22 protein-coding genes and 1 pseudogene are annotated in these 22,523 nt (G+C 67.9%); 7 read left to right on the plus strand and 16 right to left on the minus strand.

Annotated elements, in window-relative coordinates; all coding sequences use genetic code 11:
• Both BLS95_RS51655 and BLS95_RS51660 read right to left on the minus strand, forming a co-directional pair.
• Positions 1-169: ArsR/SmtB family transcription factor (locus tag BLS95_RS51655; protein ID WP_143044281.1), on the minus strand; the 169-nt coding region annotated here is incomplete at its 3' end.
• On the minus strand, positions 156-590 hold the full coding sequence (locus tag BLS95_RS51660; protein ID WP_090946999.1) for an SRPBCC domain-containing protein: 435 nt from the start codon (positions 588-590) through the stop codon (positions 156-158). The genes BLS95_RS51655 and BLS95_RS51660, both read right to left, overlap by 14 nt.
• A 994-nt stretch (positions 591-1,584) precedes the next feature.
• Between BLS95_RS51660 and BLS95_RS51665 the strand changes: the two genes are divergently transcribed.
• Both BLS95_RS51665 and BLS95_RS51675 read left to right on the plus strand, forming a co-directional pair.
• Complete coding sequence (locus BLS95_RS51665) at positions 1,585-2,079, plus strand: hypothetical protein (protein WP_090947000.1); 495 nt, start codon at positions 1,585-1,587, stop codon at positions 2,077-2,079.
• Positions 2,080-2,884: 805 nt separating this feature from the next.
• The gene (locus tag BLS95_RS51675; RefSeq protein ID WP_090947001.1) at positions 2,885-3,319 is read left to right on the plus strand and encodes an Imm1 family immunity protein; all 435 of its coding nucleotides are present in this window, start codon (positions 2,885-2,887) and stop codon (positions 3,317-3,319) included.
• Positions 3,320-3,683: 364 nt separating this feature from the next.
• On the opposite strand, the gene BLS95_RS55210 is transcribed toward BLS95_RS51675, so the two are convergent.
• From BLS95_RS55210 to BLS95_RS51695, 5 genes are all read right to left on the minus strand, one after another.
• A complete protein-coding gene (locus BLS95_RS55210) occupies positions 3,684-4,139 on the minus strand; it encodes a hypothetical protein (RefSeq protein WP_143044283.1) in 456 nt (151 codons plus the stop codon).
• A 495-nt stretch (positions 4,140-4,634) separates the two neighbouring features.
• Positions 4,635-5,990, minus strand: a complete 1,356-nt coding sequence (chrA, locus tag BLS95_RS51680) for a chromate efflux transporter (RefSeq protein WP_090947002.1) — start codon at positions 5,988-5,990, stop codon at positions 4,635-4,637.
• On the minus strand, positions 5,987-7,162 hold the full coding sequence (locus BLS95_RS51685) for an MFS transporter (RefSeq protein ID WP_176993878.1): 1,176 nt from the start codon (positions 7,160-7,162) through the stop codon (positions 5,987-5,989). Before BLS95_RS51685 ends, chrA begins: the two co-directional genes overlap by 4 nt.
• Entirely contained in the window at positions 7,159-7,590 is a 432-nt protein-coding gene (locus BLS95_RS51690) for a chromate resistance protein ChrB domain-containing protein (protein WP_090947004.1), read from the minus strand. Before BLS95_RS51690 ends, BLS95_RS51685 begins: the two co-directional genes overlap by 4 nt.
• The gene (locus BLS95_RS51695) at positions 7,587-8,078 is read right to left on the minus strand and encodes a Chromate resistance protein ChrB (RefSeq protein ID WP_090947005.1); all 492 of its coding nucleotides are present in this window, start codon (positions 8,076-8,078) and stop codon (positions 7,587-7,589) included. The genes BLS95_RS51690 and BLS95_RS51695 overlap by 4 nt, the downstream gene beginning before the upstream one ends.
• Positions 8,079-8,395: 317 nt before the next feature.
• Here BLS95_RS51695 and BLS95_RS51700 point away from each other — a divergent pair, with 317 nt between their 5' ends.
• Entirely contained in the window at positions 8,396-10,378 is a 1,983-nt protein-coding gene (locus BLS95_RS51700; RefSeq protein ID WP_090947006.1) for a hypothetical protein, read from the plus strand.
• A gap of 427 nt (positions 10,379-10,805) precedes the next feature.
• Here the strand turns inward: BLS95_RS51700 and BLS95_RS51705 are convergent, their stop codons facing one another.
• From BLS95_RS51705 to BLS95_RS51715, 3 genes and pseudogenes are all read right to left on the minus strand, one after another.
• Positions 10,806-11,084, minus strand: coding sequence for a PadR family transcriptional regulator (locus BLS95_RS51705; protein ID WP_245765793.1), 279 nt, complete (start codon positions 11,082-11,084; stop codon positions 10,806-10,808).
• 127 nt (positions 11,085-11,211) lie between these two features.
• Entirely contained in the window at positions 11,212-11,628 is a 417-nt protein-coding gene (locus BLS95_RS51710) for a DUF6223 family protein (protein ID WP_090947007.1), read from the minus strand.
• Positions 11,629-11,852: 224 nt separating this feature from the next.
• A pseudogene (locus BLS95_RS51715) lies at positions 11,853-12,245 on the minus strand (transposase); the annotation flags it as partial.
• Between the two features lie 277 nt (positions 12,246-12,522).
• On the opposite strand from BLS95_RS51715, the gene BLS95_RS51720 reads away from it, so the two are divergent.
• Positions 12,523-13,506 carry a hypothetical protein gene (locus BLS95_RS51720; RefSeq protein WP_090947008.1) on the plus strand — a complete coding sequence of 328 codons (984 nt, stop codon included), beginning with the start codon at positions 12,523-12,525 and terminating at the stop codon, positions 13,504-13,506.
• A 38-nt stretch (positions 13,507-13,544) separates the two neighbouring features.
• Positions 13,545-13,715, plus strand: a complete 171-nt coding sequence (locus tag BLS95_RS56555; RefSeq protein WP_176993879.1) for a hypothetical protein — start codon at positions 13,545-13,547, stop codon at positions 13,713-13,715.
• Positions 13,716-13,791: 76 nt separating this feature from the next.
• Here BLS95_RS56555 and BLS95_RS51725 read toward each other — a convergent pair whose 3' ends face one another.
• Both BLS95_RS51725 and BLS95_RS51730 read right to left on the minus strand, forming a co-directional pair.
• On the minus strand, positions 13,792-14,013 hold the full coding sequence (locus BLS95_RS51725) for an arginase family protein (protein ID WP_090947009.1): 222 nt from the start codon (positions 14,011-14,013) through the stop codon (positions 13,792-13,794).
• 554 nt (positions 14,014-14,567) lie between these two features.
• Entirely contained in the window at positions 14,568-16,046 is a 1,479-nt protein-coding gene (locus tag BLS95_RS51730; protein ID WP_090947042.1) for an MFS transporter, read from the minus strand.
• Positions 16,047-16,110: 64 nt separating this feature from the next.
• Between BLS95_RS51730 and BLS95_RS51735 the strand changes: the two genes are divergently transcribed.
• Together BLS95_RS51735 and BLS95_RS51745 are read left to right on the plus strand one after the other, a co-directional pair.
• Positions 16,111-17,127 (plus strand): helix-turn-helix transcriptional regulator, encoded by a 1,017-nt coding sequence (locus BLS95_RS51735; RefSeq protein WP_090947010.1) that lies wholly within the window; start codon positions 16,111-16,113, stop codon positions 17,125-17,127.
• Between the two features lie 977 nt (positions 17,128-18,104).
• A complete protein-coding gene (locus BLS95_RS51745) occupies positions 18,105-18,509 on the plus strand; it encodes a hypothetical protein (protein ID WP_090947012.1) in 405 nt (134 codons plus the stop codon).
• Between the two features lie 58 nt (positions 18,510-18,567).
• Here BLS95_RS51745 and BLS95_RS51750 read toward each other — a convergent pair whose 3' ends face one another.
• The 4 genes from BLS95_RS51750 to BLS95_RS51765 all read right to left on the minus strand — a co-directional run bounded on the left by BLS95_RS51750 (position 18,568) and on the right by BLS95_RS51765 (position 22,330).
• Positions 18,568-20,133: a Gfo/Idh/MocA family protein gene (locus tag BLS95_RS51750; RefSeq protein ID WP_090947043.1), complete on the minus strand. Its 1,566-nt coding sequence runs from the start codon at positions 20,131-20,133 to the stop codon at positions 18,568-18,570.
• A 133-nt stretch (positions 20,134-20,266) separates the two neighbouring features.
• Positions 20,267-20,581 carry a dihydrofolate reductase family protein gene (locus BLS95_RS51755; protein WP_245765794.1) on the minus strand — a complete coding sequence of 105 codons (315 nt, stop codon included), beginning with the start codon at positions 20,579-20,581 and terminating at the stop codon, positions 20,267-20,269.
• 37 nt (positions 20,582-20,618) lie between these two features.
• The gene (locus tag BLS95_RS51760; RefSeq protein WP_090947014.1) at positions 20,619-21,782 is read right to left on the minus strand and encodes a CU044_5270 family protein; all 1,164 of its coding nucleotides are present in this window, start codon (positions 21,780-21,782) and stop codon (positions 20,619-20,621) included.
• Positions 21,779-22,330 carry an RNA polymerase sigma factor gene (locus BLS95_RS51765; RefSeq protein ID WP_090947015.1) on the minus strand — a complete coding sequence of 184 codons (552 nt, stop codon included), beginning with the start codon at positions 22,328-22,330 and terminating at the stop codon, positions 21,779-21,781. The genes BLS95_RS51760 and BLS95_RS51765 overlap by 4 nt, the downstream gene beginning before the upstream one ends.
• Positions 22,331-22,523: the final 193 nt, after the last annotated feature.

Below are 22,523 nucleotides of genomic sequence, written 5' to 3' on the forward strand. Positions count from 1 at the left end.
GGCCCAGGTGCTTGGCGATCGCCTGGCGGCTGATGGGCAACCGTCGCGCCAGATCAGTGACGGTTGCGGGCCCGGCGCGGGCGAGCTCCTCCAGCAGCGCCCGCCGCGTTGGATCGGTGAGCGCCGCGAACACCGCAACGGCCTGCCTTTCCCCATCAGGCGGTCGCATCGAGGTAGGTCTCCAGGTCGACGAGCTCCGTGTCCCATCCCTGACTGTTGGCCTTGTGGGCAGACCGGGCCACGTCGTCGGCGACCTGGGCGAAACCGCTCTCCACCAGGCGCAGCCGAGTGCCGTTCGGCACCGGTTCCAGGGTGAAGTCCACAAGCGTCTGGGGTGCGTCATCCTCCGCCAAGCCCTCGATTGCCCACCTGAACGCGAAACGGTGTGGTGGGTCGACCACCGCGATGGTGGCGACGGATTCCTCGTCGAGGTGGTCCCAACGGAAGCATGCGCGCCCACCGGGCCGAAGATCTATCTCCGCCACCGAGCCGAACCACCGCGAGAGCCCTTCCGCGGTGGTCAGCGCGGCCCACACCCGCTCGATGGGGTGCTGCAGTATCACCACACGTTCGATCGCATCCGAAACCATGCTCACTCCCTTCGCAACCTGTAGGTTGCCAATACATGGCAACCTACAGGTTGCGATCGGCGCCCTGCAAGCCCCGGCACGGAGGGCGACGTACTACGCACTTGCAAATGCGGCATCCCTCACCAGCTTGGACCGCCACCTGCACAACCGGACCGGCGACCTGATCGGGGCATCCCTCTGCGCCAACTCAAAGCTCGCTGTCAGGGGACAGTGACCTTAAACGCAAGGATGCGACCACCAGTGGAGTGCGGTTCAGCGATCTCCTGCTTATCGTCGACATCTTTTAATGACACCGCTGCCCGTCGACCACTGCGTTTCACCCGACGGCAGCTTGGCTCCCTCGAAGCTCACGGTCGTATCGGAGCGGGTGTCGCCCCCAACCCCTTCCAGCCCGCGCGGTGACGGCCCACAAGCGTTACCGCCACGCTCAACCTGCTGCGACTGCAAGGTCAGCAGATCAACGGGTGCACCCTACTGCCTGGACGCACACGTCCCTGAGGCGCGGGAGGCCGGCGAGCCCGACTGGCGCGTCCACACGGTCGCGCCCTGGCGCTCGCGGAGGCCGCCACCCCGGATATCCGATGTCCTGGACGGCGTCCCCGAGGCGGTAGGGGAGGCGGGCACCAAGGCCGCCCAGCCCCGTTGATGATCGCCGAGCAGCTTACCGGGAGGCCTGCCGGACGTTCGCGAATTGGGTGCGGGAGCACGCTGGCGACTCCCGCCTATGACCACGGGAGCTTCCGTCTGCCTCGTGCTCGCCGTCGGCCCCTGGCCGGACCGACGCGGGCGGAGAATCACACGACGGCTCCCGACCGAAGGCGCGATGACGACCGGCACGGCCGGCGTGGGTACTTTTCCGCGGTCACCTGACACCTGAGAGGGCAAGGTTGCGGGGTACGCATGAGCCGGTGTACGCCGCCTCGGACTGGCGACAGGCGTGCGGCAGCCTCACGCGTCCCGCGCGGGGATACCACTCACCCAAGGAGAAGCTCACATGAGCATGCCCTCAACCCTCCCGTCACACCGCGGCCGCGGTCTGCGCCTATCCGCGCTGGCCGTCGTCGTGGCCGCAGGCGCGCTGCTGGCGGGGAACGCCGGCCCCGCCGCAGCGGTGCCACCGGAGGTGATCAGCCGGTGGGACAACGAGATCGTCCATTCCGGTTCTCTCAGCCCCGGCTTCAGCGGGTTCCTGGGCGCGGGCTCGTACACGATCACCGCGAAGCTCTACGCCGAGAACACCGGTTTCTCGGCGATCGGGTACCTCTGCACGGTCGGTACGGGCCCCAACTCGGACGGCGACATCACCGAGGTGACGCTGGCGCCGCAGAGCCGGCACAGCATCTTCCTCAACGTCGTGCATCACTATCCTGTCACCGGGCCGCTCACTTTCGCCTGCAGTAAGCCGGTGGGCACGCCCCAGGTGGTGATGAGGCAAGTGAAGATCACTGCCGTGAAGGTGAACACGCTGGACAACCAGTCGTTCGGCTGATCGCCCGGAGGGCCGGCCGTGACGCGCGGCCGGTTCAGGGCGGCGTGTGTCACCTGCGAGCGGATCGTCGTCCAGGCGAAAGCAGTGCTGCTCATCTGTCGGAAACGGCGCGTCAAAAGGTGCCTGACTCAAGTGGACAGGTCCAGCTAGGTGGGGCTCGCGTAGTGGACGATCGTCGTCGCCACAGCCGCGGCGGCCCTCTCCCTGCTGGGGTCCGCCAACGCAACAGGCGGAGTGTCATCCGGATCTCGGCTCGTGTGGCTTTGACGCTCTCTCCCCTTCATGCTCATGTCGGAGCTGTGGCTGTCGAGGAGGTCAGGGCGGAGGAGTTCGCTGTGACGATCTCGGCCCAGAACCACGACACTCGAGCCGAGCTCTGGAGTGGCGACCTATCTGCGGCTGATGCATCAGGTCAAAACACGCCTTGCGGCTCGGTGTGCTCATGCCGGGCGATCGGCTGCCGACGATCAATGAGGTCGTCAGCGACCTTGCGATCAATCTTCTGATCTTTAAACCGGTCGAAGGCTCAGGATCCACAAGATGGCTCCACGGAGATGAAGGCCCGCCAGATAGTTTCTGGGGGTCTTGTCGAAGCGGAAGGCCAACCCAGGCCACTCCTTGATCCGATTGATACACCGTTCGGCCCTGTTGCGCTGTTTGTACAAGACTCGATCATGGCTGACCGGGCACTTGCTGCCGCACGTGATCGCCGAACGGTTCGCAGATGAGCGGCTGGACGACCACCGACGGCGGGAAGGGACGTTCTTCCATAACATCGTCACCGGGACCAGTAGCCTGATCCGCCATGAGCTACGTGATGACGGATCACCTGCTGCACCTCCGGACATACTCCGATCCGGAGCGGGCCGGCGAGGGTTTCGACGTGGCCGTATGCAAAATTTTGGCGCACGGCGGGTCCGGCCAGTCGCTCTGGTTCGGCCCGGAGGGTGGCGAGGGCGAGTTGCGTGTCGACATCGACATCGAGGTCGGCCGGGCTGCGCTGAACTGGCTGGCCGACGACACCATCGGCATCGAGCTGGAACCGGGCCCGCCCATCACCGTCATGTGGTCGATCGACGCGCCCTTTGTCACGGTCCCCGGAGAGCTGGCGCGGGTGAGCACCGCGACCGCGCGCCGCGCGGTGCTGGAGTATGTCGCCACCGGCAAGCGCCCCACCTGCGTCGAGTGGGCTCCGGAGCCCGATCTCGACGAAGTACTACAGCTGCCGGCACCCGCTTGACCAGTGGGAACGTATCCGGCCGATCCCGAGAGGAGTAACCCCGTCTGCCCGAGCGGCTCGGGCAGACGGCCGTGCCCCCCGCCCGTAGCGAACGGGACGATCAGGTGCAAACCTCCGTCAGCTGAAATGATCAGAACGGACGGTCGCCCCGTGAGTCATCGAGATTGACGGCGTACGCGCCAGTCGTCACGCCGCCACGTCGAATATGAATGATCTTCTCAAACACGTACTGAGGGACCAAACGTCATCCGTGGAGTAGACAAGTCTCTGCACACCTGCCGTGACCTTGGCATGCAATCCATCCAGAATGGAGTGTCGGGCTTGCCATCGATACTCCGGCAAGTTGATACTCGACTCCATAAATTCACACTGCGCTTTTGCTGAATAAAGCTTCCAGCATATATCTGCCAATGCTGGCATTTTGCACCGTCGCCGTAATGTATCGTCCGTCATCCATCGTTTTGCCTATTCCGGCAATGCACGTTTGGTAGCAGAGGCAAGTCTGTGAAGATGGCGGCAGATTGCTCCATCCAGCAGAGTAGAATTTGTCCAATACCGGCTTGAGGGGAATGTCCGCTCCTATGATATAGGTTATCGATGCACCTCCCTCTGGGGCTGAGTCACAGGCGCTACCGTTCGCTAGTGTTGATCGCACAGGTGGGGTTAAGAGAGTTCCTACTTCTCTCGCGAGTTGCTCACTCTCGCGACGGTCTTTTTCGTAGCACTCCTCAAGTGAAAATTTGGTTTCATTGGAGGCTTGGCAACCGGAAGAGCAAACCGTGACCATGCCGACCAGAAGCGCTGCCAGGCGCTTGCTCAAGAAACACCTCCCACGATACGTCCTGCGCTACGATCATCCCAGAATCCTTTGGCGCGTCCCGGCCAGAGCCCCTCCCTTCTGCGATGATATTGATCCGGCGACCACGTATTCGATCATCTCGGCGCCTGACCCTGGGCCATCCGGGGTCAGCAGCAGAGTCGCCCGCCGCTGTCGATCTCGGCGTGCACCGCCAGCAGTTCGTCCACCCCGGCACCCTAGCGAGGACCGATATGCGCCGTATCGAGTACACGCCCCTCCCCGAGATCGCCCGCGCGATCCGGAATCCCAAGGAGCACGGCCTCCCCACCATCCGGAAGTCCATCCAGAAGTGGGGAAGCACTCCTTATCTGGGGTGACTCCTTGCAGTAATCCATGGCGATCCCTTGCCGTACAGATATATAGGGGTCGTCAGGCATGTCAGCCATGTGAGGTTTCCGGCCGTGTCAGCAGCCCGGGGTGGGGCTCGGTGGGACCCCGTGGCGCTCTTGGCGGCTATCAGGGCAGGAGCACGGTGCCGATGCCGAGCAGGGCGCAGAGGCCGAGGATGCGCAGCATCGGCCACTTCAGCACGAACGTCATGACCAGCGCCGATGCCGTGATGAGCAGCGCGACCGAGTTGACCGTGCCGAGTTCGGGGACCTGCACGGTGAACGGCCCCCAGGCCCAGGTGAAGGTCTTGCCGAACAGGGTGTGCTCGGCGAAGTAGAGCGCCAGGTTGGCGATGACGCCCACCACGGAGGCGGTGATGCCGGTGAGCGCGGCACTGATGGCGGTGTTGTGCCGCAGCTTCTCGACGTAGGGGGCGCCGAGGAAGATGAACAGGAAGCACGGTACGAACGTCACCCAGGTCGTCAGCAGCGCCCCGAGCAGCGCGCCGGCCCACGGGGTCAGCGCGCCGGGGTCGCGGTAGGCGCCGAGGAACGCCACGAACTGCACCACCATGATGAGCGGTCCTGGGGTGGTCTCGGCCATGGCCAGGCCGCGGACCATCTCGCCGGGGGTCAGCCAGCCGTAGACCTGCACGGCCTGCTGGGCGACGAAGGCCAGCACGGCGTAGGCGCCGCCGAAGGTGACCAGCGCGGTGCCGGAGAAGAACAGCCCTTGGGTGGTGAACACGCTGTCGGTGCCGAGGAAGAGCGCCACCGCGGCCACGGGCAGCCACCAGGCGACCAGCCCGACCGCCAGGATCTTGCTCGCCGAGCGCCAGCTCGGCTGGGCGTGGTGCAGGGCGTCGTCCGGGATCAGCGGCGTCGGCCCGCCGTCGCCGCCGTGCCCGTTGCCCGCCGTGAAGACGTGCGGAGCCCGCCGGTGGACCAGCCAGCCGGCGAGCGCTGCGGCAGCGACCACGAGCGGGAACGGCACGGCGAACAGCGCGAGCGCGGCGAAGGCGGCCGCGGCCAGGGCGACGAAGATGGGGTGGGTGAGCGAGCGTTTGGCGACCCGGATGACGGCCTGGGCGACGATCGCGAGCACGGCCGGGGCGATGCCGGCGAACAGCGCGGTCACCACCGTGGTGTCCTGCCACAGGATGTAGACGGCTGAGAGGATCAGCAGCGCGAGCACGCCCGGCAGCACGAACAGGGTGCCGGCGACCAGGCCGCCGCGGGTGCCGTTGAGCAGCCAGCCGACGTAGATGGCCAGTTGCTGTGCTTCCGGGCCGGGCAGCAGCATGCAGTAGTTGAGCGCGTGGTTGAAACGCTGCTGGCCGATCCAGCGTTTCTCCTCCACCAGGGTGCGCTGCATGACGGCGATCTGGCCGGCCGGGCCGCCGAAGGTCTGCAGTGAGATGCCGAACCAGGCCCGTACGGCTTGGCGGAACGGGATCACATCACGGGTCGCTTCGATGGTCATGACGGCCTTTCAGAGGGCAGGCGGACGGATCGGAAGATCCGCCAGAGGGTGAGGTCGTAGGCGGTCTTGGCGACTCCGGCGATGACGAACGGCAGCGCCAGGCCAAGGGGCAGGAGGACTCCGGCCAGGGCGGGTCCGGCCGGTCGGGTGAGGTAGCGGGCGGTGTTGGTGACGGCGGCGGCCGCGGTCCGCTCCTGTTCGGGGACCAGAGCCATCACGTACGCCTGCCGGGTGGGCACGTCCATCTGCGACAGGCAGGCCCGCGCCATCAGCAGCGCGACCGCCCCCGCCAGGCCGGGCGCGAACGGCACGGCGGCCAGCAGCAGGTTGGACGGGATGTGGGTGAACACCATCGTGCGCAACAGCCCGACCCGGGCCGCCACCACCGGGGCGGCCAGCAGGGAGGCGGTCTGCAGCACGCCGAGCACGGCGAAGGTGATGCCGATGGTCTGCGTGGTGGCGCCGTAGCGTAGGCTCAGCCAGTAGCCGAGGTAGGCCTGCACCACGAAGCCGCCGGCCAGACTGTCCACGGCGAACAGCGCGGCCAGCCGCGCCACCGGGCCGCGGGAGCGGGCCAGCATCCGGGGCCGCTGTGACCCCGGCGAGACGGCAGGCGCCTCGACACTGGCGGGCAGCCGGAACGCCAGCATCATGCCGGCCGCGCCTACGACGACCAGGACGCCGCCGAGCCGCCGACGGTCTGGCGGCAGCGCGCCGAGCAGCGCCCCTGCCGTCCCGGCGACGGCGGCGACCGCGTTGTACAGCCCGAAGCCGCGCACCACCTCGCGCTGCGGCCCTCCGGTGCTGGCCAGCATGACCTGCTCCAGCGTGGTGAACGGCCCGGACTCCATCACCTCGACCGACAGCGCGCCGCTCATCGCCACCACCGCCAGCAGCCACAGCGGCGCCCCGACCGCGATGACGACTCCCGAGCAGAGCAGGGCTCCGTAGAGGGCGCCGTACACGCGGCGGCGGCCGGCCCGATCGGCCCAGCGGGCCAGGGCGAGGCTGGAGATCAGCGTGCCGGCCAGGATGGCCGCCAGCATCAGCCCGACCTCGGCCGGCGTCAGGCCGCCGAGGCGCCAGATCGCGCCGAGCTGAACGGCGGCGATGCCGTAGCCGAGGCCGCGCAGTGCCTGGGAGGTCAGCAGCAGGCCGACCGTGCCCCTCACGCCGGTTCCCGTCCCAGCAGCAGGGCCCGCCGGTGAAACTCGTACAGGCCGTCGAAGAGGGGCCCGGTGATCTCCAGTACGCGCTCGTCGTCGCAGATCATGGACAGCCCGCGCAGGATCACATCCACTCCGGGCGCCTCGGGCGCGTCGAAGCGCTCGTCGTCGATGTCGGCCTCATGCACGATCTCGGCCAACTTCCACAACACCGGATCGTCCAGGTCGTAGCGGCGCAGGATCGTCTCGAAGCTGCAGTCACCGCCGTGATGCGACAGCTCGGCCCCGCGCATGTCGAACGGCGTCGCGTCCGCCGGCACCGACGCGGGGTCGTCGACGAACACGAACTCCGGTTCGGGGTCGAGGTGGCGGCGGATCAGCCAGGCGCACGCGGCCCGGTCGATGTGCACTCCGGGGCGGGTGGCCCACCTCATCGCGCGACCTCGCCCGCCCCAGCACCGGTGCCGGTGCCGGCCAGCGTCCGCACCGCGCGCTGCGCGGCCTCACGCTCGGCGGGCGGGAAGTAGTCGCGCCGGCCGATCCTGCGCAGCTCGGCCTGCAGCCGCTTCCACGCGCGGCTGCGCTCGCCCGGCCGCGCCCGGGCCGCCGCCTCTGCCTGCTCCAGCACCGCCCGGTACTCGGCCGCCCGCGCGGCGCGCATCTCGGCGGCGATCGCCCTCTCCTGCGCGGCGCTGCCGGCGGCGGCCAGCCACACGGTGGAGCTGCCACCCATCTCGCCGATCTCCTCGGCGATCCAGTCGATCTGCTCCCGGGTCCGGGCATCGGCGGGCAGCGCGACCAGCCCGTCACCCAGCCGCGCCACCCCGAGCCGATCCAGCTTGCGCCAGACCGTGATCCGCAGCGTCGACGGCTGGCGCGGGATGCGATACGCCAGCAGTACCCATTGCCCGGCCGTGCTCATCGCCGTACCCTCCGCACCATGTCCCACCTCAGCGAGTAACCACAGTTACTGTAACCATGGTTGCGCCCAACCGGCAATCGGGGAGGGTGGCGTCCTGGGGCGCCCGCCCAGCGGGCCGGCGCGCTGCCCTGGTCGGCACAGCAAACACCATGCAGCTGTGAGTAGTTGCGATCACAGACCGTGTTCGCAGAAATGGTCATTTCTGCGAATCGCGCACTTTGCGATCCAAGGGACGGGCCGGGCATGAAGGTTGCCAAGACAGGTGGTGACCTTGGAGGCTCTCCATACCGACGCGTGCGACCTTCCAGGAGTGCCCTGTGATCATCGAGGATCTGTCCGAGGCGGAACTCGCCCTTTGGGAGGCGTTTCCCACAGCGCATCCTGTGGATCTTCCTGGCGCTCCCGTTCGGGCTGCGATCATCGCAAGGATGTTGCTCGGCGCCCAGGAACGCCTTGCAGGGCAGACGCCCGGCATGCACCTGTCCGGCGCCCGGATCGCGGGCCGATTGGACCTGTCGTACGCCGAGGTACAGCACCCTCTGATCTTGACCAAGTGCGAGTTCGAGGAAGCGCCGGTCTTCACCGGAGCCCGCACCGGCCTGGTGGACCTCGCGGCCTCCCGGGCGCCCGGACTCCAGGCTGTAGACGCTGTGATCGGCGGGGGACTGCGCCTGGAAGGCTGTCAGATGGCCGGCCCGATCCAGCTTGCCGGGGCCCATGTGTCCGGGACACTGAATCTCAGCGGCGCAGGGATCCACGCACTTCAGGCTGTCCAGGCCGACGGCCTGATTGTCGACCGTGATCTTCTGTGCGCGAACGCCGTCATCGACGGAGAGTTACGCGTTGTCGGCGCCAGGATAGGCGGGACGATGACCCTCGATGGCGCACGGGTCGGGCGGTCAGGCGGCTTCAGCCTCACCGCCGAGGGGGTCGCCATCGACGGCGGGTTGTCCTGTGCCCGCGGTTTCCGCTCCTTGGGGGAGCTGAGCGTGCAGGACGCCCGGATAGGGCGCCGGTGCGTCTTCAGCGGAGCCCAGCTGTCCAACCCGGACGGCATCGCCCTGAACGCGGAGAGACTCAGTGTCGAGGGCGGGCTGCGCATCGATGACGGCTTCTCGGCCGAAGGTGAAATCCTTCTGCGCGGAGCCCGTGTGGCCGGTTCGCTCCGTTTCGCCCAGGCGCGCCTCGCTAATCCGGGAGGACGCACGCTGAACGCGCCGCTGATGGAGATCGGCAGCGGACTGCGGCTCACACCAGGTTTTGTGGCGAACGGAGAGATCTTTCTGGACTCCACCCAGGTTCGCGGATCGGTCAACCTCGACGGCGGGACGTTGTCCAACCCGGGTGCGACGGCGCTTTCCCTGCGTCGGCTGGGGGTCACGGGCAGGCTCAGCTGCAGCGAAGGGTTCCGTGCCGACGGGGAGATCGTGCTCATCAACGCCCGAATCGAGGGCAGCGTGGAGTTTCACGGTGCCGCCCTCAGTAATCCCGGCGGGCGGGTTCTGTCCCTATGGGAGGTGATCGCGGGCGGGGGCATCGACTGCTGCGAAGGCTTCGCGGCCACGGGAGACGTCTCGATCAGGAACTCCCGGATCGCCGCCACACTGTGCTTTGAGGAGACCACCATCGACGGTGACCTTCACCTTCGTGGTGTAGATGCGGCTTCGCTGAAGATCGGGCCCCAGACGGAACTGCTGCGGGCCGTCGACCTTCGCCACAGTCGGGTCGGCGTGCTCGATGACGCTCCAAGCCGGTGGCCTGCTCACGTCCTGATGAACGGCTTCACCTATGACAGCCTGGAGGCTCCCCTGCCTGTCCGGGAGCGACTTGACTGGCTGGCCAGGGAGGCGTACCAACCTCAACCCTATGAGCAGTTGGCCGCCGTCTACCGCCGGCAGGGTCACGATGAGGCTGCTCGCGACGTGCTGCTGGCCAAACAGCGTCGCCGCCGCTCGGGGCAGCGGCTCGGGGCGCGGCTGTGGGGATATGTGCAGGACTGTACCGTCGGGTACGGCTACCGACCCTTCCGCGCTGCGCTCTGGCTCGCAGCCCTTCTCCTTGTCGGCACGGTCGTTTTCACCGTCCATCAGCCACCGCCCTTCAAGCCAGGCGAGGCTCCCCCCTTCAACGCCTTCCTCTACACCCTGGACCTGCTCCTCCCGATCATCAGCTTCGGACAGGAGAGCTTCTTCGGCCCGCGCGGCGCACAACAGTGGCTCGCCGCGGCGATGATCACTGCAGGGTGGATCCTCGCAACGACCATCCTGGCAGGCCTCACTCGCGCACTCTCGCGCCAATAACGCGACCAGAAGCGGCCACCTTGACGCCCTCTCAGCAGCCACTGACAGGGTGATCTACCTAGAAGCTGGGGCCACGGTCAGCACAGCACCCCCGTCTCCGTCGTCACCCAGGGTTACTTTGCCCCCGAATCGTCGTCAAGATCGACTCTCTGGCGCCAAAATCCGGTCCGATCCTCCCCGGATGCCTTTAGCGGCCCCCATGGCGAGGGCCGCCGGCTACGGCTGATACCGGCCGTCGGCCTGCCGGCCGCCTGATCCTCGCCTTCGCCCTGCCGCTCTCCTCGGTGATCGCCGGACCCGCGGTGCTGGCCATCGGCGCCGCCGCATACGCCCTGCGCCGTGCGCTCACGAGAGGCTCATCGTGACCGAGCGCTCTGAGACGACCGACTCACCGGGGGCAGCAGCCAACGTAGAGCTCAAGTAACGTTCAGGGGTCAAGCGGTCCCCGGTGGGCGGTCCGCCTGGGGGAGCACCTCGCGTGCCAGCTCCAGCAGCGCCCTGCGATCCGCCAGTTGTCCGCCATGCCCGCCTTCGTGGCCCGGTAGATCCGCCGCACTCGGCCCTCGACCACCTCCTGCCGCGAGGACAGCAACCCGTCGGCCTCCAGCCGGTGCAGCGTCGGATAGAGCGTGCCGGGACTGATCGCATAGCGTGCCGCTTGAGCTCCTCGGTCACCACGCCCCGTGAACGTCCTGCTCGGCGGCATGGTGCAGGATGTGCAGCCGCACCGCCCCGCGCTGGAACTCCCTCATCCCCGCCCACCGTCCCGACTCGGCACGTCCCCCAGCATATGACGAACCCGATATCCGCCCCCGAGGTCGAGCCGTCCCGAGTCAGCCGACGCGGTGGGAGCGGCGGGAGCGGTTCAGGGCGAGCCCGCCGAGGAGCACGGCGATCGGCCCCACCACCAGGGCCACGTAGCCGCCGACGATGCCGTAGCCGGCGCCGGGACCCCCGTCGGCGACGGCCACGACCACTCCGCCGACGATCGTGCCGGCCAGCCCCGCCGCCAGGGCCACGACGGCCCCGCGCCTGCCGGTGCCGGTGCCGACGCGACCGGCGGAGCGGGCCAGCGCGAGCCCGCCGATGACCGCGCCGGCCAGCCCCACCAGCGCGGCCGCCGAGGCCCAGACACGTCCGGTGGTCCAGCCGTAGACAGTGGGGTCGGGCTGAGCCAGGGCGTTCACGACCGCCGGGGCGGCGGGCCCGAGCCCCACGAGCAGGGATGTGAACAGGTGACGGACCGACATGAGGTGCTCCTTCTCCTCCTGCGACTGGACATGCCCGATCGTGCCCCCGGACCCGCCGCCGATCGTCCGCCTTAGGTGGGCAATCCGCCCTGCCGCCGATGCCGTAACCGGTTGCCGCGGACGCCGCAGGGGCCGCGAACGTACCGCGTCCGCGGTAGTCGGCCGGTCATCCGCGCGCAGGATTCGCTCGCGCGGAGATCCCGGTTATGGTGCGCTTAGAGGTCCTAACGCAATGAGGCAAGTCGCCGCCGGCAAATGAGCCCGCAGGCCAGGCTGAGGAAGGCCTCGTGGATGTCCGCGCGAACCTCCAGCGGATGCGCAGGCGTCGGAAGGCGTGCAGCAGGGCGAAGGTCTGCTCGACGACGTAGCGGTGTTTGCCCAGGGCGGAGCCGTGTTCGGTGCCGCGGCGGGCGATCAGCGGGCGGATCTGCAGCTCGCGCACCATGCGTCGGTACTTGTCGTGGTCGTAGCCTCGATCGGCGAGCACGACGTCAGGACGCCGGCGAGGGCGGCGGCCGCGCTTGCCGCGAACCTTCGGGATGGCCTGCAGGAGCGGGATGAGCTGGGTTGCGGTTGGCGCCGGTGAGGATGACGGCGAGGGGGATGCCGGTGGCGTCGGTCGAGCGACTCGATCATGGCGGGGTCAGGTCAAGGAGGACGGAAGCGGGTTCAGTCATGCCGATGGGGTAGGGATGCGGCCTGCGATGTGGATTGAACGCAATTGCCGTTAAGTCAACGGCGTGCGCATCCGTCCTTGGTCACCGCGACGCGGCCAGATCGAGCGCGCCGAGGTGCGGCCGGCAACGACTTCCGCAGGTGGTATTCGCGCGGTATGCATGAAGTCCGGGGATCTTCCCGGCTTGCTCGCCGAACTGCGGGAGGTAGGGGACCGTCATGAGCGACGCGGCAGCGGACATGGTCGAGCATGAAACGCACTGGTACGGCGGTGATGTGACGCCGTACCAAAACAAGGCGCTGGAGCTCGACAATATCGTCAAAGCACAGCAGGACACGGCCGTAAAGCTGCTGAAAGCGATGTGGGCTGCCGGTCAGGCGCGTGGGCTCGTCGCCGACGACTTCGATACTTCGGAGATCAGGGGCATGTCGGGACGGCCACGCCCTCTCGTCACCGCCATATTCAATGGGCAGGTCAACACCTCCATGGCAGGACGCCCTTGTGCCCCGAACCTTGGGGCGATGCCGGCGTATACCGATGAGAGCGCCGCCCCGGCCAGCGACAAGGCGCGCGATGTGATCGCCCAGGCCACGGCATCCTCGCCCCTTGACTCCCTTTACGACGACGAACGGGATCCCCCTTTCGTGGTGTACACCGAGAGCGCCAAGTTCGCCGCCGCGCAGATGCTGGACATGTTGTGGGCCGTCGGTGAATCCTTTGGCCTCAGCGCTGACGACTTCTTGGACCCGCTCGACCCTTCCCGCGACAGCGCTGGACCGCTCGCCCGAGCGGCAGTGGCCGCGCACGTGAACGCTTACGGCCGGGGGTCGGACCTGGTCACCGACGACCCGCGCCAGAAGATGCGGGACACTCTCTCCCGTGCCCCCCGCGACCTTCAGTCCCGGGTGGATCGGAGAGATGGGGTAGAGGACATCGGCGAGCGAACGGGCGATTTTTATGCCCTGTGCGTTCGATTCCCCGGGCCATCGGCCATCGTCTTCGAGGATTACGAAGATTCCGCGCTGTTGCTGGAGCGCAGTGCGGGCACGAAGCACCAATGGCAGTGGAACCTGCGAGGTGTCGGGCGATTCTTAGATCAGGACCAGCTCGAGGGCGATCGCAACAGAAAGGCGGGAGTGATCATTGGGTCGCCGTCACCGGAGACCGCCGCTGGAGTCTTGCAGGTCGCGCTGCAGCACTGAGAGGAGACATCCCGTCATGGTGGCGGCAGGAGCATGCCGTGACAGTGGTCACCCATGATGATGATTTCCCGTGGATTTACAACCCTTACTGGGACAAGCCCGAACCTCCAATTCCTTTCCAGAAGGTGTCGGGATATGAGTGGGTTTATCCTGACAAGACCGACTCTGACGGGAATTATATCTGGGCCAAAGACAATTCGGATGATTAGCTGATCCGATATCCGGGCGGCCCAGGCACCCTCACACCCATTCCCTGTCGCCGGGGGATGGGCGTCGGCCGTGGCCTCACCCCCGGCCGCATCCCTCCATAATTCCAGCCACCATCGTCCCCATCAGCTCCTGATCTTCCGCCCTCCCCGGTTCGTACTCCATGGGCCCGATCCCCACGACCTCGAACCGCTCACCCACCGCCGTGATCAGCGAGATGAGCTCGTCAGGCGTCGGATATCCCACGCTCTCGAAGAACCGCGGGTCGAGCACATCGAAGTCGATATGCAGATAAACCACGAAGTCGTCAGCTGTAGGCGGTGGCAGCGGCAAGGAGCGTGCGCGTCCTGACTCCCACAGCACTTCAATGCCTCGGCTCGACAAATGGTCGCCACTGGGGGGATGCAGCGACCTGAACGACACCAGACCGTCGATTAAGGCCGCCCTAGCCTTTCGCTTCTTCCGCTTGCTCTGTCCAGCGGGCGAGTTCCTGCCGGGTGGTCAGGATGTCGGGGTGCCCGGCGCCCAGGACCCGTTGGCGTACAGCGAGTAGTGCGGCGAGCTGGTCGCGGGCGGCGGCGATCGCTTATGGCTGCCCGGCTCGGCACCGGGCCTTACACACCTAACAAGATCATAGCGATCTGACCTGCGAGAATGGGCCAAGAGCCCAAGATAACGATCGGACCTGACGGGCCCGCGGGGCCGGTGCCCCCGCGAGCCCAGCCCTTTCTAGGCCGCACCCCTTCCTGGTCAGCCTGTCCTGATGTGCGGGCAGGGCGCCCCCTTCGCCTGCGCCGTTGCCCTAGTGACAGGCGGCGCGCTCAAGCATGCCGGTTGACAAGCGGCATGCTTCTCTACTCGGCGTGCTCGGCCGCGGCCTTCGGGAGCGCGAGCATCACGAGTGCCGTGAGCAGGTAGAGCGCGGCGGAGGCGATCAGGACGATGCTGAGCGCGTGACTGTAGCTGGGCAGCGTCGGCGCCCCGGCGGCTGAACCGATGACGGAGGTGAAGAAGACCGTGCCGAGCACGGCGATGCCGGCGGCGCCGCCGATCTGGTTGACGGTGGACAGCACCCCGCCCGCGGCGCCCGCGTTGCGCCCGGGGACGCCCGCCAGGACGACGTTGACGAGGATCGGCGCGGCGAGACCGAGCCCGAGGCCGCCGATGAACAGCGCCAGGGCGAGCAGCCAGTATCCGGGATCGTCGCCGTCCTTGACGACGTACCACAGGACGAGGTGCGATGCCGCGATGGTGAGCGAGCCGGCGATCAGGAGCGTTCTGCCCGCCTTGGCGGCGAGAGCGACGCCGAGGCCGGAGGTGATGATCGAGCCGAGTGCGTACGGGAGGATCACCAGGCCGGCCTCCCACGCGGTCCGGCCGGTCCCGTTCTGCAGGTAGATCGAGAGGGTGAGGAAGTACGACCCGAGGCCGCCGAAGAACAGCACCGAAGCGGCCAGGCCGACGGTGAAGGCCCGGATTTGCAGCAGAGCGGGGTCGAAGACGGGCTCGTTCCCGCGTCCGGTGAGGCGGCGCTCGTGGGCGAGGAAGATCGCGAGCACGACGATCCCGGTCGCCAGGAGGGCGTAGCTGCCCCAGGTCCATCCCCAGGTTTCGGCCTGGATGATCGGCAGTAGCAGGAGAAGGATGCCCGTGGCCGCGAGGAGCGCGCCGGGGAGGTCCAGTCGCGCGGTCGAGGCGGAGCGGGACTCCGGCAACACCTTCGCGCCGATGACGAGGGCCAGGACCGAGACGGGCACGTTGATCCAGAAGATCGTACGCCAGCCCAGGCCGAACAGGTCGGCCTCGACGAGCAGCCCGCCCAGCAGCGGGCCGGCGACCGAGGCGAGGCCCTGGACCGCTCCGTACGCGCCGAACGCCTTGGCACGCTCACCCGGAGCGAAAGATGCCCGGATGATCCCGAACACCTGCGGGACCATGATCCCGGCGGTCAGTCCCTGCGCGGCCCGCATGCCGATGAGCATCCCAGGATCGACGGCCAGCGCGCACAGCGCCGAGGTGACCATGAACCCGGCCAGCCCGATCATGAACAGCCGCTTGCGGCCGTACTGATCGCCGAGCCGTCCACCGGTGATCAGGCCCGCGCCCAGGGCGAGGGTGTAGGCGGCGATCGTCCACTGGATCTGAGCGTCGCCGGCGCCCAGGTCGCGGGCTATCGCCGGGGCCGCGACGGTCACGATCGTCGCGTCGAGAAGGTCCATGAAGGACCCGAAGAGCACCACCAGCAGCGCCGCGGTCGCGCCGGCGCCGGCGATGGGTGCGGGAGGAACCTCAGTGCTGAGGGTGCCCTTTCGAGGGCTCGGTGAAGCGGTCATGCCGGTCACCCTGTCGGGCATAGTTGCCATCGAGTGACCGCTATGGCGAGAGAATCGGAGCATCATGGCTGCCACCTCCGCGCGGACGCTCAAACTGCTGTCCATCTTCGGGATCGGCGCGACCCTGACCGCCGGGGAACTCGCCACCCGGCTCGGCACGTCGGTGCGAACCGTACGGCGCGACATCGACACGCTCCGGGACCTCGGGTACGAGATCGAGGCCGTCCGCGGCGCGGGTGGCGGTTATCGGCTCGGTCACGCCGCCCGCCTGCCGCCGGTCGTGTTCGACGAGGACCAGGCCGTCGCCGCGGCCGTCGCGCTGCAAACCGTCCCGGCGGTCCTGTCCGGCATCCGCGAGAACGCGGCCCGTGCTCTCGCCACGCTGCACCAGGCGATGCCCGCGCGCAGCCGCCGGCACGCCGAAGCGTTCACCGTCTCCTCAGCCCGCAACTACTGGGAGTTCCCCGCCCCACCGATCGACGCCGAGACCGTCCGCGCCGTCGGCAGCGCGATCAACCGGCAGCACCTCGTACGCGTCGGCTACACCGGTGACGGCGAATCTGTCACGCTCACGCTGGAGCCGCACGACCTCGTGGTCTGGGCCGCACGCTGGTATCTGGTCGCCTTCGACCCGGATGCGGACCGATGGCGCGCGATGCGCGTGGACCGCATCCAGGCGCACCAGCCCACGCACACCCCCTTCGACCGACGCGACATCCCGCACGGCGATCCCGTCGCCTTCGTCATGACCGCACACGACCGCGGAGACGCCGCCGCCGAATGGCAATGCCGCGGCTCAGCCATCCTCGCCCTGCCCGCCTCCACCGTCGCCAGGTTCGCCCCCGGCGGATCAACAGTCGAGTACGACACCGAAACCACGTGCCGGCTCACCCTCGGCGCATGGTCATGGCCAGGACTGGCAGGACTGCTCCTCACTTTCGACGCCGACATCACCGACATCGAACCGGCCGAACTCAGGCAAGCCCTGCACTCTCTGCGCACCCGAATCAGCAGGGGAGTACAGGTGGAGCCGGAGCTGGCGGTCGAGGTTCCGACCGATGTCGCCCACGAGTGCGGCTGATGACGGCACCCCTTGGGCTACCGGCGCCCGCGTGTGGCGTGCACCGAAATGGACGAAGTTCTCGGCACCCATAGGGGTGTACACACCAATTGTAAACGTATACACATACTGCATACCGTATCCCAACAGTCGAAAAGCGAGGCCATGAACCCCAGGAACCTCCTCCGCACGGCGGTCACCTCCGTGACCACACTCGCCCTCTTGGGCGTGCCCGTCAGCGTGGCCCACGCGACGGTTACACCCACATGCACCCCATACGTCTTGAACGTCCACATCCACTCCAAAGATGAGGGGGGCGCCAAGGCCTCGGCTGTGATCCATAACTGCTACGGGAATGGCCAGTTCACTGTCGACTTCGCTTACGCCCCCGACCCGCCATGCGCCTACATGGCTTACGGCACCACCAGGAAGTTCAGCACCATGAGTCCTGTCGGGGCCGGGGTCCTGGTCCGCGGGGGCAAGCGGTGCTGATTCTCGCGTCGGGACGCGGGAACGCTTGACCCCACGAGATCTCGTGCGTCTGGCACCTTCGGGTGTAGGCGCGCGAAATCTCGAACTCCGCATCCACGGGGACTGTGTGGTCTTCCAGTCACTGGACAGACCCCTTGAGGGTGTCGTTGACGGATTCGATGAGCCGGCGGATTCGATGAGCCGGCGGATCGGCTTGAGCAGTTCTTCGCCGGGGCGAGGGGTGCGGTTGTTGCGGTGACCGAGACTGCCCGCACTCTCAAGATCGGCCGCTCCACCGCCCACGACCAGCTGACCAGCTGACCAGCTAAGTGACATGTCGTGGCATATTAGGGCTGCCAACTTCATGACAATTTGCACCCGACGGCCTGCCCCGGCCGCTGGAGCACTCCCCAGTCGGACGCAAGAAGAAGCACTGCTCCCGGAGCTGCAAGGACGCCATCAGCAACGCCAAGAAGCGCTCGCACGACCAGCGCCGCACCCAGCTGCAGACCACCTTCGCTGCCACGGTGGCCGAGCACCGCCCCACGCTGCACGCCCTGACCGAGGCGGTCAGCACCCAGGTGGGCACCGAGACCGCGCTGCTGCACCGCATCGAGACCGAGCTGCTGGAGCCCATCGCCGACCTCGAAGAGCAGGCCGAGGGCGAGCGCGCGGCCGCCACCCAAGGCCGAGCAGCAGGCCAAGGCCGCCCAGGAGGGTGCGAGAACGGCGGAGGGACGCGCGAGGGCGGCCGTCGAGCGGGCCGATGCCGCCGAGAACGCTGCGGCCCGGGGGCGTCCGGACGGCTCACCGCCATGGCCTGTCACGGCCAGGTCCTCATGACGCCCGTAATTCGCATGCCCGCGTCGGGGAAGATCGCAACAATAGGCAGGTATGCGCCATCTGGGCGGTTCGAGGTGGTCCTCAGGTGACGTGGTCCGCCGCCACGAAAGTGTGAGGGTAGCGCCGCGCTCGTTCCCGCACCGGCGGTCACTGGCCGTCCGGGGCCGGTCGGCCGCCTTCCTGGCCGCTGCGGGCGCCCGGTGCGGGGTCGGCGTCCCCGTTCGCTTCGCTGCTGCCCGGCTCGATGATCCCGGTGGCGCGGCGGCCGGTGGTCGAACCGGCCCTGAGCTGTGGGTCCTCCGGTTGCGGGCGGTCGAAGGTGGGGCGGGCCTCCTTCCAGTGGCCGCGGGTGAAGTCGGGCACCTTGACCGGGCGCAGGCGGCCGGACCTCAGCGACTCGTGGCTGAGCGGGATCACCGAGCACCACGCCGCCGAGTCGTAGACGTCGATGTCGGGCGTCATGCCGAGCCGCATCAACTGGACGAGGCGGAAGATGGAGACGAAGTCGCCGCCGCCGTGCCCGCCGTATTGGTCGGCCAGCCTTTCCAGCAACGGCCATAACCAGTGGTCGTACTGCTGGCGGATGGCGGTGTAGGCGCTGCCGGTCCGCCACGTGTGGTCGTTGTGGCCGAGCGATTCGAGGTAGACCCGGGCGTTGTCGAGCTCGATCGATCCCCGCGTGCCGGTGAGCGTGGTCTCCCTGGTGTACGGGTGGGGGGAGTTCACGTCGTGCTCGACCCGGATGAACCGGCCGTGGACGGTGGTGACGAAGCAGGTGTGCCGGTCGCCCGAGATGTACGGCCTGTCCTGCCAGGACGAGTGGTCCGGCGTCACCCGCGGGTCCTCCTCGCGGAACAGGGCCAGCGCTTTGGGCAGGGAGGCCACGGCGACCAGCTCGTCGAAGCGGTCTCCGCGGTTGACGCCCATAGCGGCCGAGACGGGCCCCAGGCCGTGCATCGGGTAGTGCAGGGCGTTCATCCGGGTCTGCCAGCGCCGCCGCCAGTACTCGGGGTGGTAGGCGCCGCCGAACAGGTACGGCCAGCGCAGGTCGTGGATGTAACCGCCGGAGCCGTGCTGCAGGTCGCCGAAGAGCCCCGCCTGGACCATGTTGAACATCTGCAGCTCGGGACGGAAGTAGTTGACGTTCTCCAGGAGCATGCAGTGCTTGCGGGTCCGCTCGGACGTGCGTACCAGGCTCCAGATCTCGTCCAGGTGCGGGGAGATCGGCAGCTCGACGGCGACGTGCTTGCCGTGCTCCATGGCCGCCCTAGCCTGCGGGTAGTGCCATTCCCACGGGGTGGCGATGTAGATCAGGTCGATGTCGTCGCGCTGGACGAGCTTGAGGAAGTCCTGTTCGCCCGCGGAGTAGCCGACCGGCTCGACGTCCTGGAAACCCTGCTGCATGATGCGGGCGATGGTGCGGCTGACCCGTTCCGGACGGATGTCGCACACGGCGGTGACGGTGGAGACGGCGCCCCAGCGCACGTCCTGGCTCCCGCCCCGGTTGCCGAGGCCGATGAGCCCGACCCGGACGTTCTCGAAACCCTCGAACGGCACGTTCACCATGCTGCGTTCGCCCTGGGCGCGCGGCGGTTCCCAGGCGATCGAGGCGTCGGCGGTGCCGACGCCGGCGACACCCGTGGCGGCGCCGAGTGAGATGCCGGACCTCAGCAGATCACGGCGTGAGGGGACGTAGCGGTGCGGAGGGGCCACAGCGATCACTCCCTGCTCGTGGACGGTGATGGTGCATGGCGCTTTCCCCCCGGTAGTGGGCAGTATCGATCGTCCGCTCCCGGGGGGCAAGAGAGGCGCCGCGGCACGGGAGCGGGGGCGCCCGGGTGTGGCGTCAGGGGTTGCGGACGCGGTAACGCAGGTGGGGCACGAACGCTCCACCCGCGACCGCCTCCACCGGGACGAGCTCCACCTGCTCCCCGTCGAACAGCCGCGTGCCGCCGCCCAGCAGCAGCGGCGCGATGTGCAGCCAGATCTCGTCGAGCAGGCCCGCCCGCAGCAGTTGCCGGGCGACGTTCGCGCCCATGACCAGCACGTGCTTGTCGCCCGCGGCCTGCCTGGCGCGACGGACGGCGGCCTCCAGGCCGTCGAAGGCGAACGTCCCGCCGTTGTCGCCGAGCAGGTCCTCCCTGGGGTGGTGGGTGGTCACGACAGCTGGGCACCTCGCGCGCGGATGGGTGAGCGGCTCAGTTCCGATGCGTGGGCAGTTCTGGGCGGTCGTTGGTCCAGCCGATCGCCTGGTACGCGGTGGAGAGACGCAGCTCCGCCTGCCGCCCGTTCGCAAGCTTGGTGGTGTTCGTCCTCACCTCGGCAAGAAGCAGGCCGGTGCTGGGATCGATCACGAGCTGAACCTTGGAGAACAGGCCCGGCTCTATCTCCTCCTGATAGCTGAGCGTCGGCCCGCGCCGGCCCAGCGGATCGGTCATCTCCCCCTCGGCCCGTATGCCGGGCAGAGCCGCAAGGATCCGGTACGCGGATGCCCGAACCTCGGGCGAGGCCGGCAGGCCACTGAGGATGTCCACACAGTTTCGCAGAAGGATGTACGCCCTCGCCTCCTCCACGTCCATCCCGGATCCGGCCAGCTCCAGCCGGCCGATGCGCTCTTCCAGGTAGCTCCGGAGCGTCTCGGGCTCGCTCGGGATCGCGCGCACCTCCTTCCAGGTCATCGACTTCCCTGCCAGGTCACCGGCCGAACCCTTCCACTTGCCATAAAGCCGTTCGGCGGTTCGCTCACCTGCCGCCGCCTCCAGCGGCCTGGACGGGACGGAAAACAGGTTTTCCGTCTTCATGTTCTTGGGGTATCGCCAGCTGGTAGGTGCCCCCGCGGCCCGCCAGGCCGCCTCGTCTTGCGGGGTCGCGGGCTTGACGCCGAGATCTTGCCGGATGCGCCAGTACTGCAGATCTGGCCGCTTCGCCAGCCACGTCTCAAGGGACCGGCTGCCCTCGAGCACATAGCTGCGGGTGGGGTCGGTCAACATCCACTTGTTGACGGTCGCGGTGCGCCAGTAGTCGCCGCTCGCAGGGGCCTTCTCCACGGCGACGGCAGCAGCGAGCAGGATTTGCCGGGCGGTCGGTTCGGCCGTCGCGGACACCGACGTACTGGGCTGAGGCCCGACGGAGATTGTGCTGTCAGACAGCATCGTGGGGGCGGTGACCGCTACCGCGGTGGCGGCCGCGGCCAGGCCGAGCAGAGCGCGGCCAGGAAAGAGCAGGAGCCGCCGCCGGGCCGGAACGCACTCCAGCGAGACGATCTCCGCCAGCAGCGCGTCCGCCCCCGTGGTGGACGCCCGGCCGGCCAGGTCCTCATCCAGCACTCGCGCCCGGTCCTTGAAGATCTGGTCGTTGTTCACCCTGACTCCTTCTCGATGAGCGGCCGTGACGCGAAACCAGCGGCCGACGGGCGGGTCTTCTCCAGGGCCTTGGCGAAGCGCTTGCGGGCCCGGTGCAGGCGGATCCGGGCGGCATTACGGGAACAGCCCAGCACAGTGGCGATCTCGCCGGGGTCGAGCCCTTCCCAGAGAGCCAGGGCCAGCAGTTCACGATCGCTGTCGGCGAGCATGCCCATGGCTCCCTCAACGCCGTCCCGTTCACTGTGGTGGGAGGGGGCGGCGTAAAGGTGTTCGATCTCGTCGGTGAGCTCGGTGTGCCGGGTGAGCCTGCGCCGCTCGCTACGACGGTGATTGGCCAGGACCCGACGGGCCACGCCGTACAGCCAGAGCTTGCCGGTCTCGCCATCGGGGAGCTCGGCCATCCGCCGCCAGGCGACCACATAGGTCTCGGCCACCACGTCGGCGGCGTCCTCGGGAGAGGAACACCGCCGTACGGCATATCCGAGGATCTGCTCATAGGTTCGCCGGTACACCGCCTCAAACCGGGACCGGTCGTCTTGTTCACTCACGCGTCATCCTCGTCAGACCTTCCGAACGCTGCGGGCTTTCACTTCCTACGTGTCCGTGGCCGACGGCAGAATTTCAGGACAGGCAGGAACGACTGAACCGATCGGAGCGGCCTCGCGAACCGGCGGCGTCACTGTCGATCGTGTCCGCCCAGTTCGGCATCCGCCGCGCCGGTGCGACTCGGTAACGTTATGT

The sequence above is a fragment of the Nonomuraea jiangxiensis genome (assembly GCF_900099965.1).
In the GTDB taxonomy this organism is placed as follows: Bacteria; Actinomycetota; Actinomycetes; order Streptosporangiales; family Streptosporangiaceae; genus Nonomuraea; species Nonomuraea jiangxiensis.

Coding starts and splice junctions, on each gene's coding strand:
- BLS95_RS51675 (WP_090947001.1), top strand. CDS start 2,885: ATGAGCTACGTGATGACGGATCACCTGCTGCACCTCCGGACATACTCC.
- BLS95_RS51735 (WP_090947010.1), top strand. CDS start 16,111: ATGGCTGCCACCTCCGCGCGGACGCTCAAACTGCTGTCCATCTTCGGG.
- chrA (WP_090947002.1), bottom strand. CDS start 5,990: ATGACCATCGAAGCGACCCGTGATGTGATCCCGTTCCGCCAAGCCGTA.
- BLS95_RS51690 (WP_090947004.1), bottom strand. CDS start 7,590: ATGAGGTGGGCCACCCGCCCCGGAGTGCACATCGACCGGGCCGCGTGC.
- BLS95_RS51660 (WP_090946999.1), bottom strand. CDS start 590: ATGGTTTCGGATGCGATCGAACGTGTGGTGATACTGCAGCACCCCATC.
- BLS95_RS51730 (WP_090947042.1), bottom strand. CDS start 16,046: ATGACCGCTTCACCGAGCCCTCGAAAGGGCACCCTCAGCACTGAGGTT.
- BLS95_RS51665 (WP_090947000.1), top strand. CDS start 1,585: ATGAGCATGCCCTCAACCCTCCCGTCACACCGCGGCCGCGGTCTGCGC.
- BLS95_RS51710 (WP_090947007.1), bottom strand. CDS start 11,628: ATGTCGGTCCGTCACCTGTTCACATCCCTGCTCGTGGGGCTCGGGCCC.
- BLS95_RS51695 (WP_090947005.1), bottom strand. CDS start 8,078: ATGAGCACGGCCGGGCAATGGGTACTGCTGGCGTATCGCATCCCGCGC.
- BLS95_RS51720 (WP_090947008.1), top strand. CDS start 12,523: ATGAGCGACGCGGCAGCGGACATGGTCGAGCATGAAACGCACTGGTAC.
- BLS95_RS51705 (WP_245765793.1), bottom strand. CDS start 11,084: ATGCCGCCGAGCAGGACGTTCACGGGGCGTGGTGACCGAGGAGCTCAA.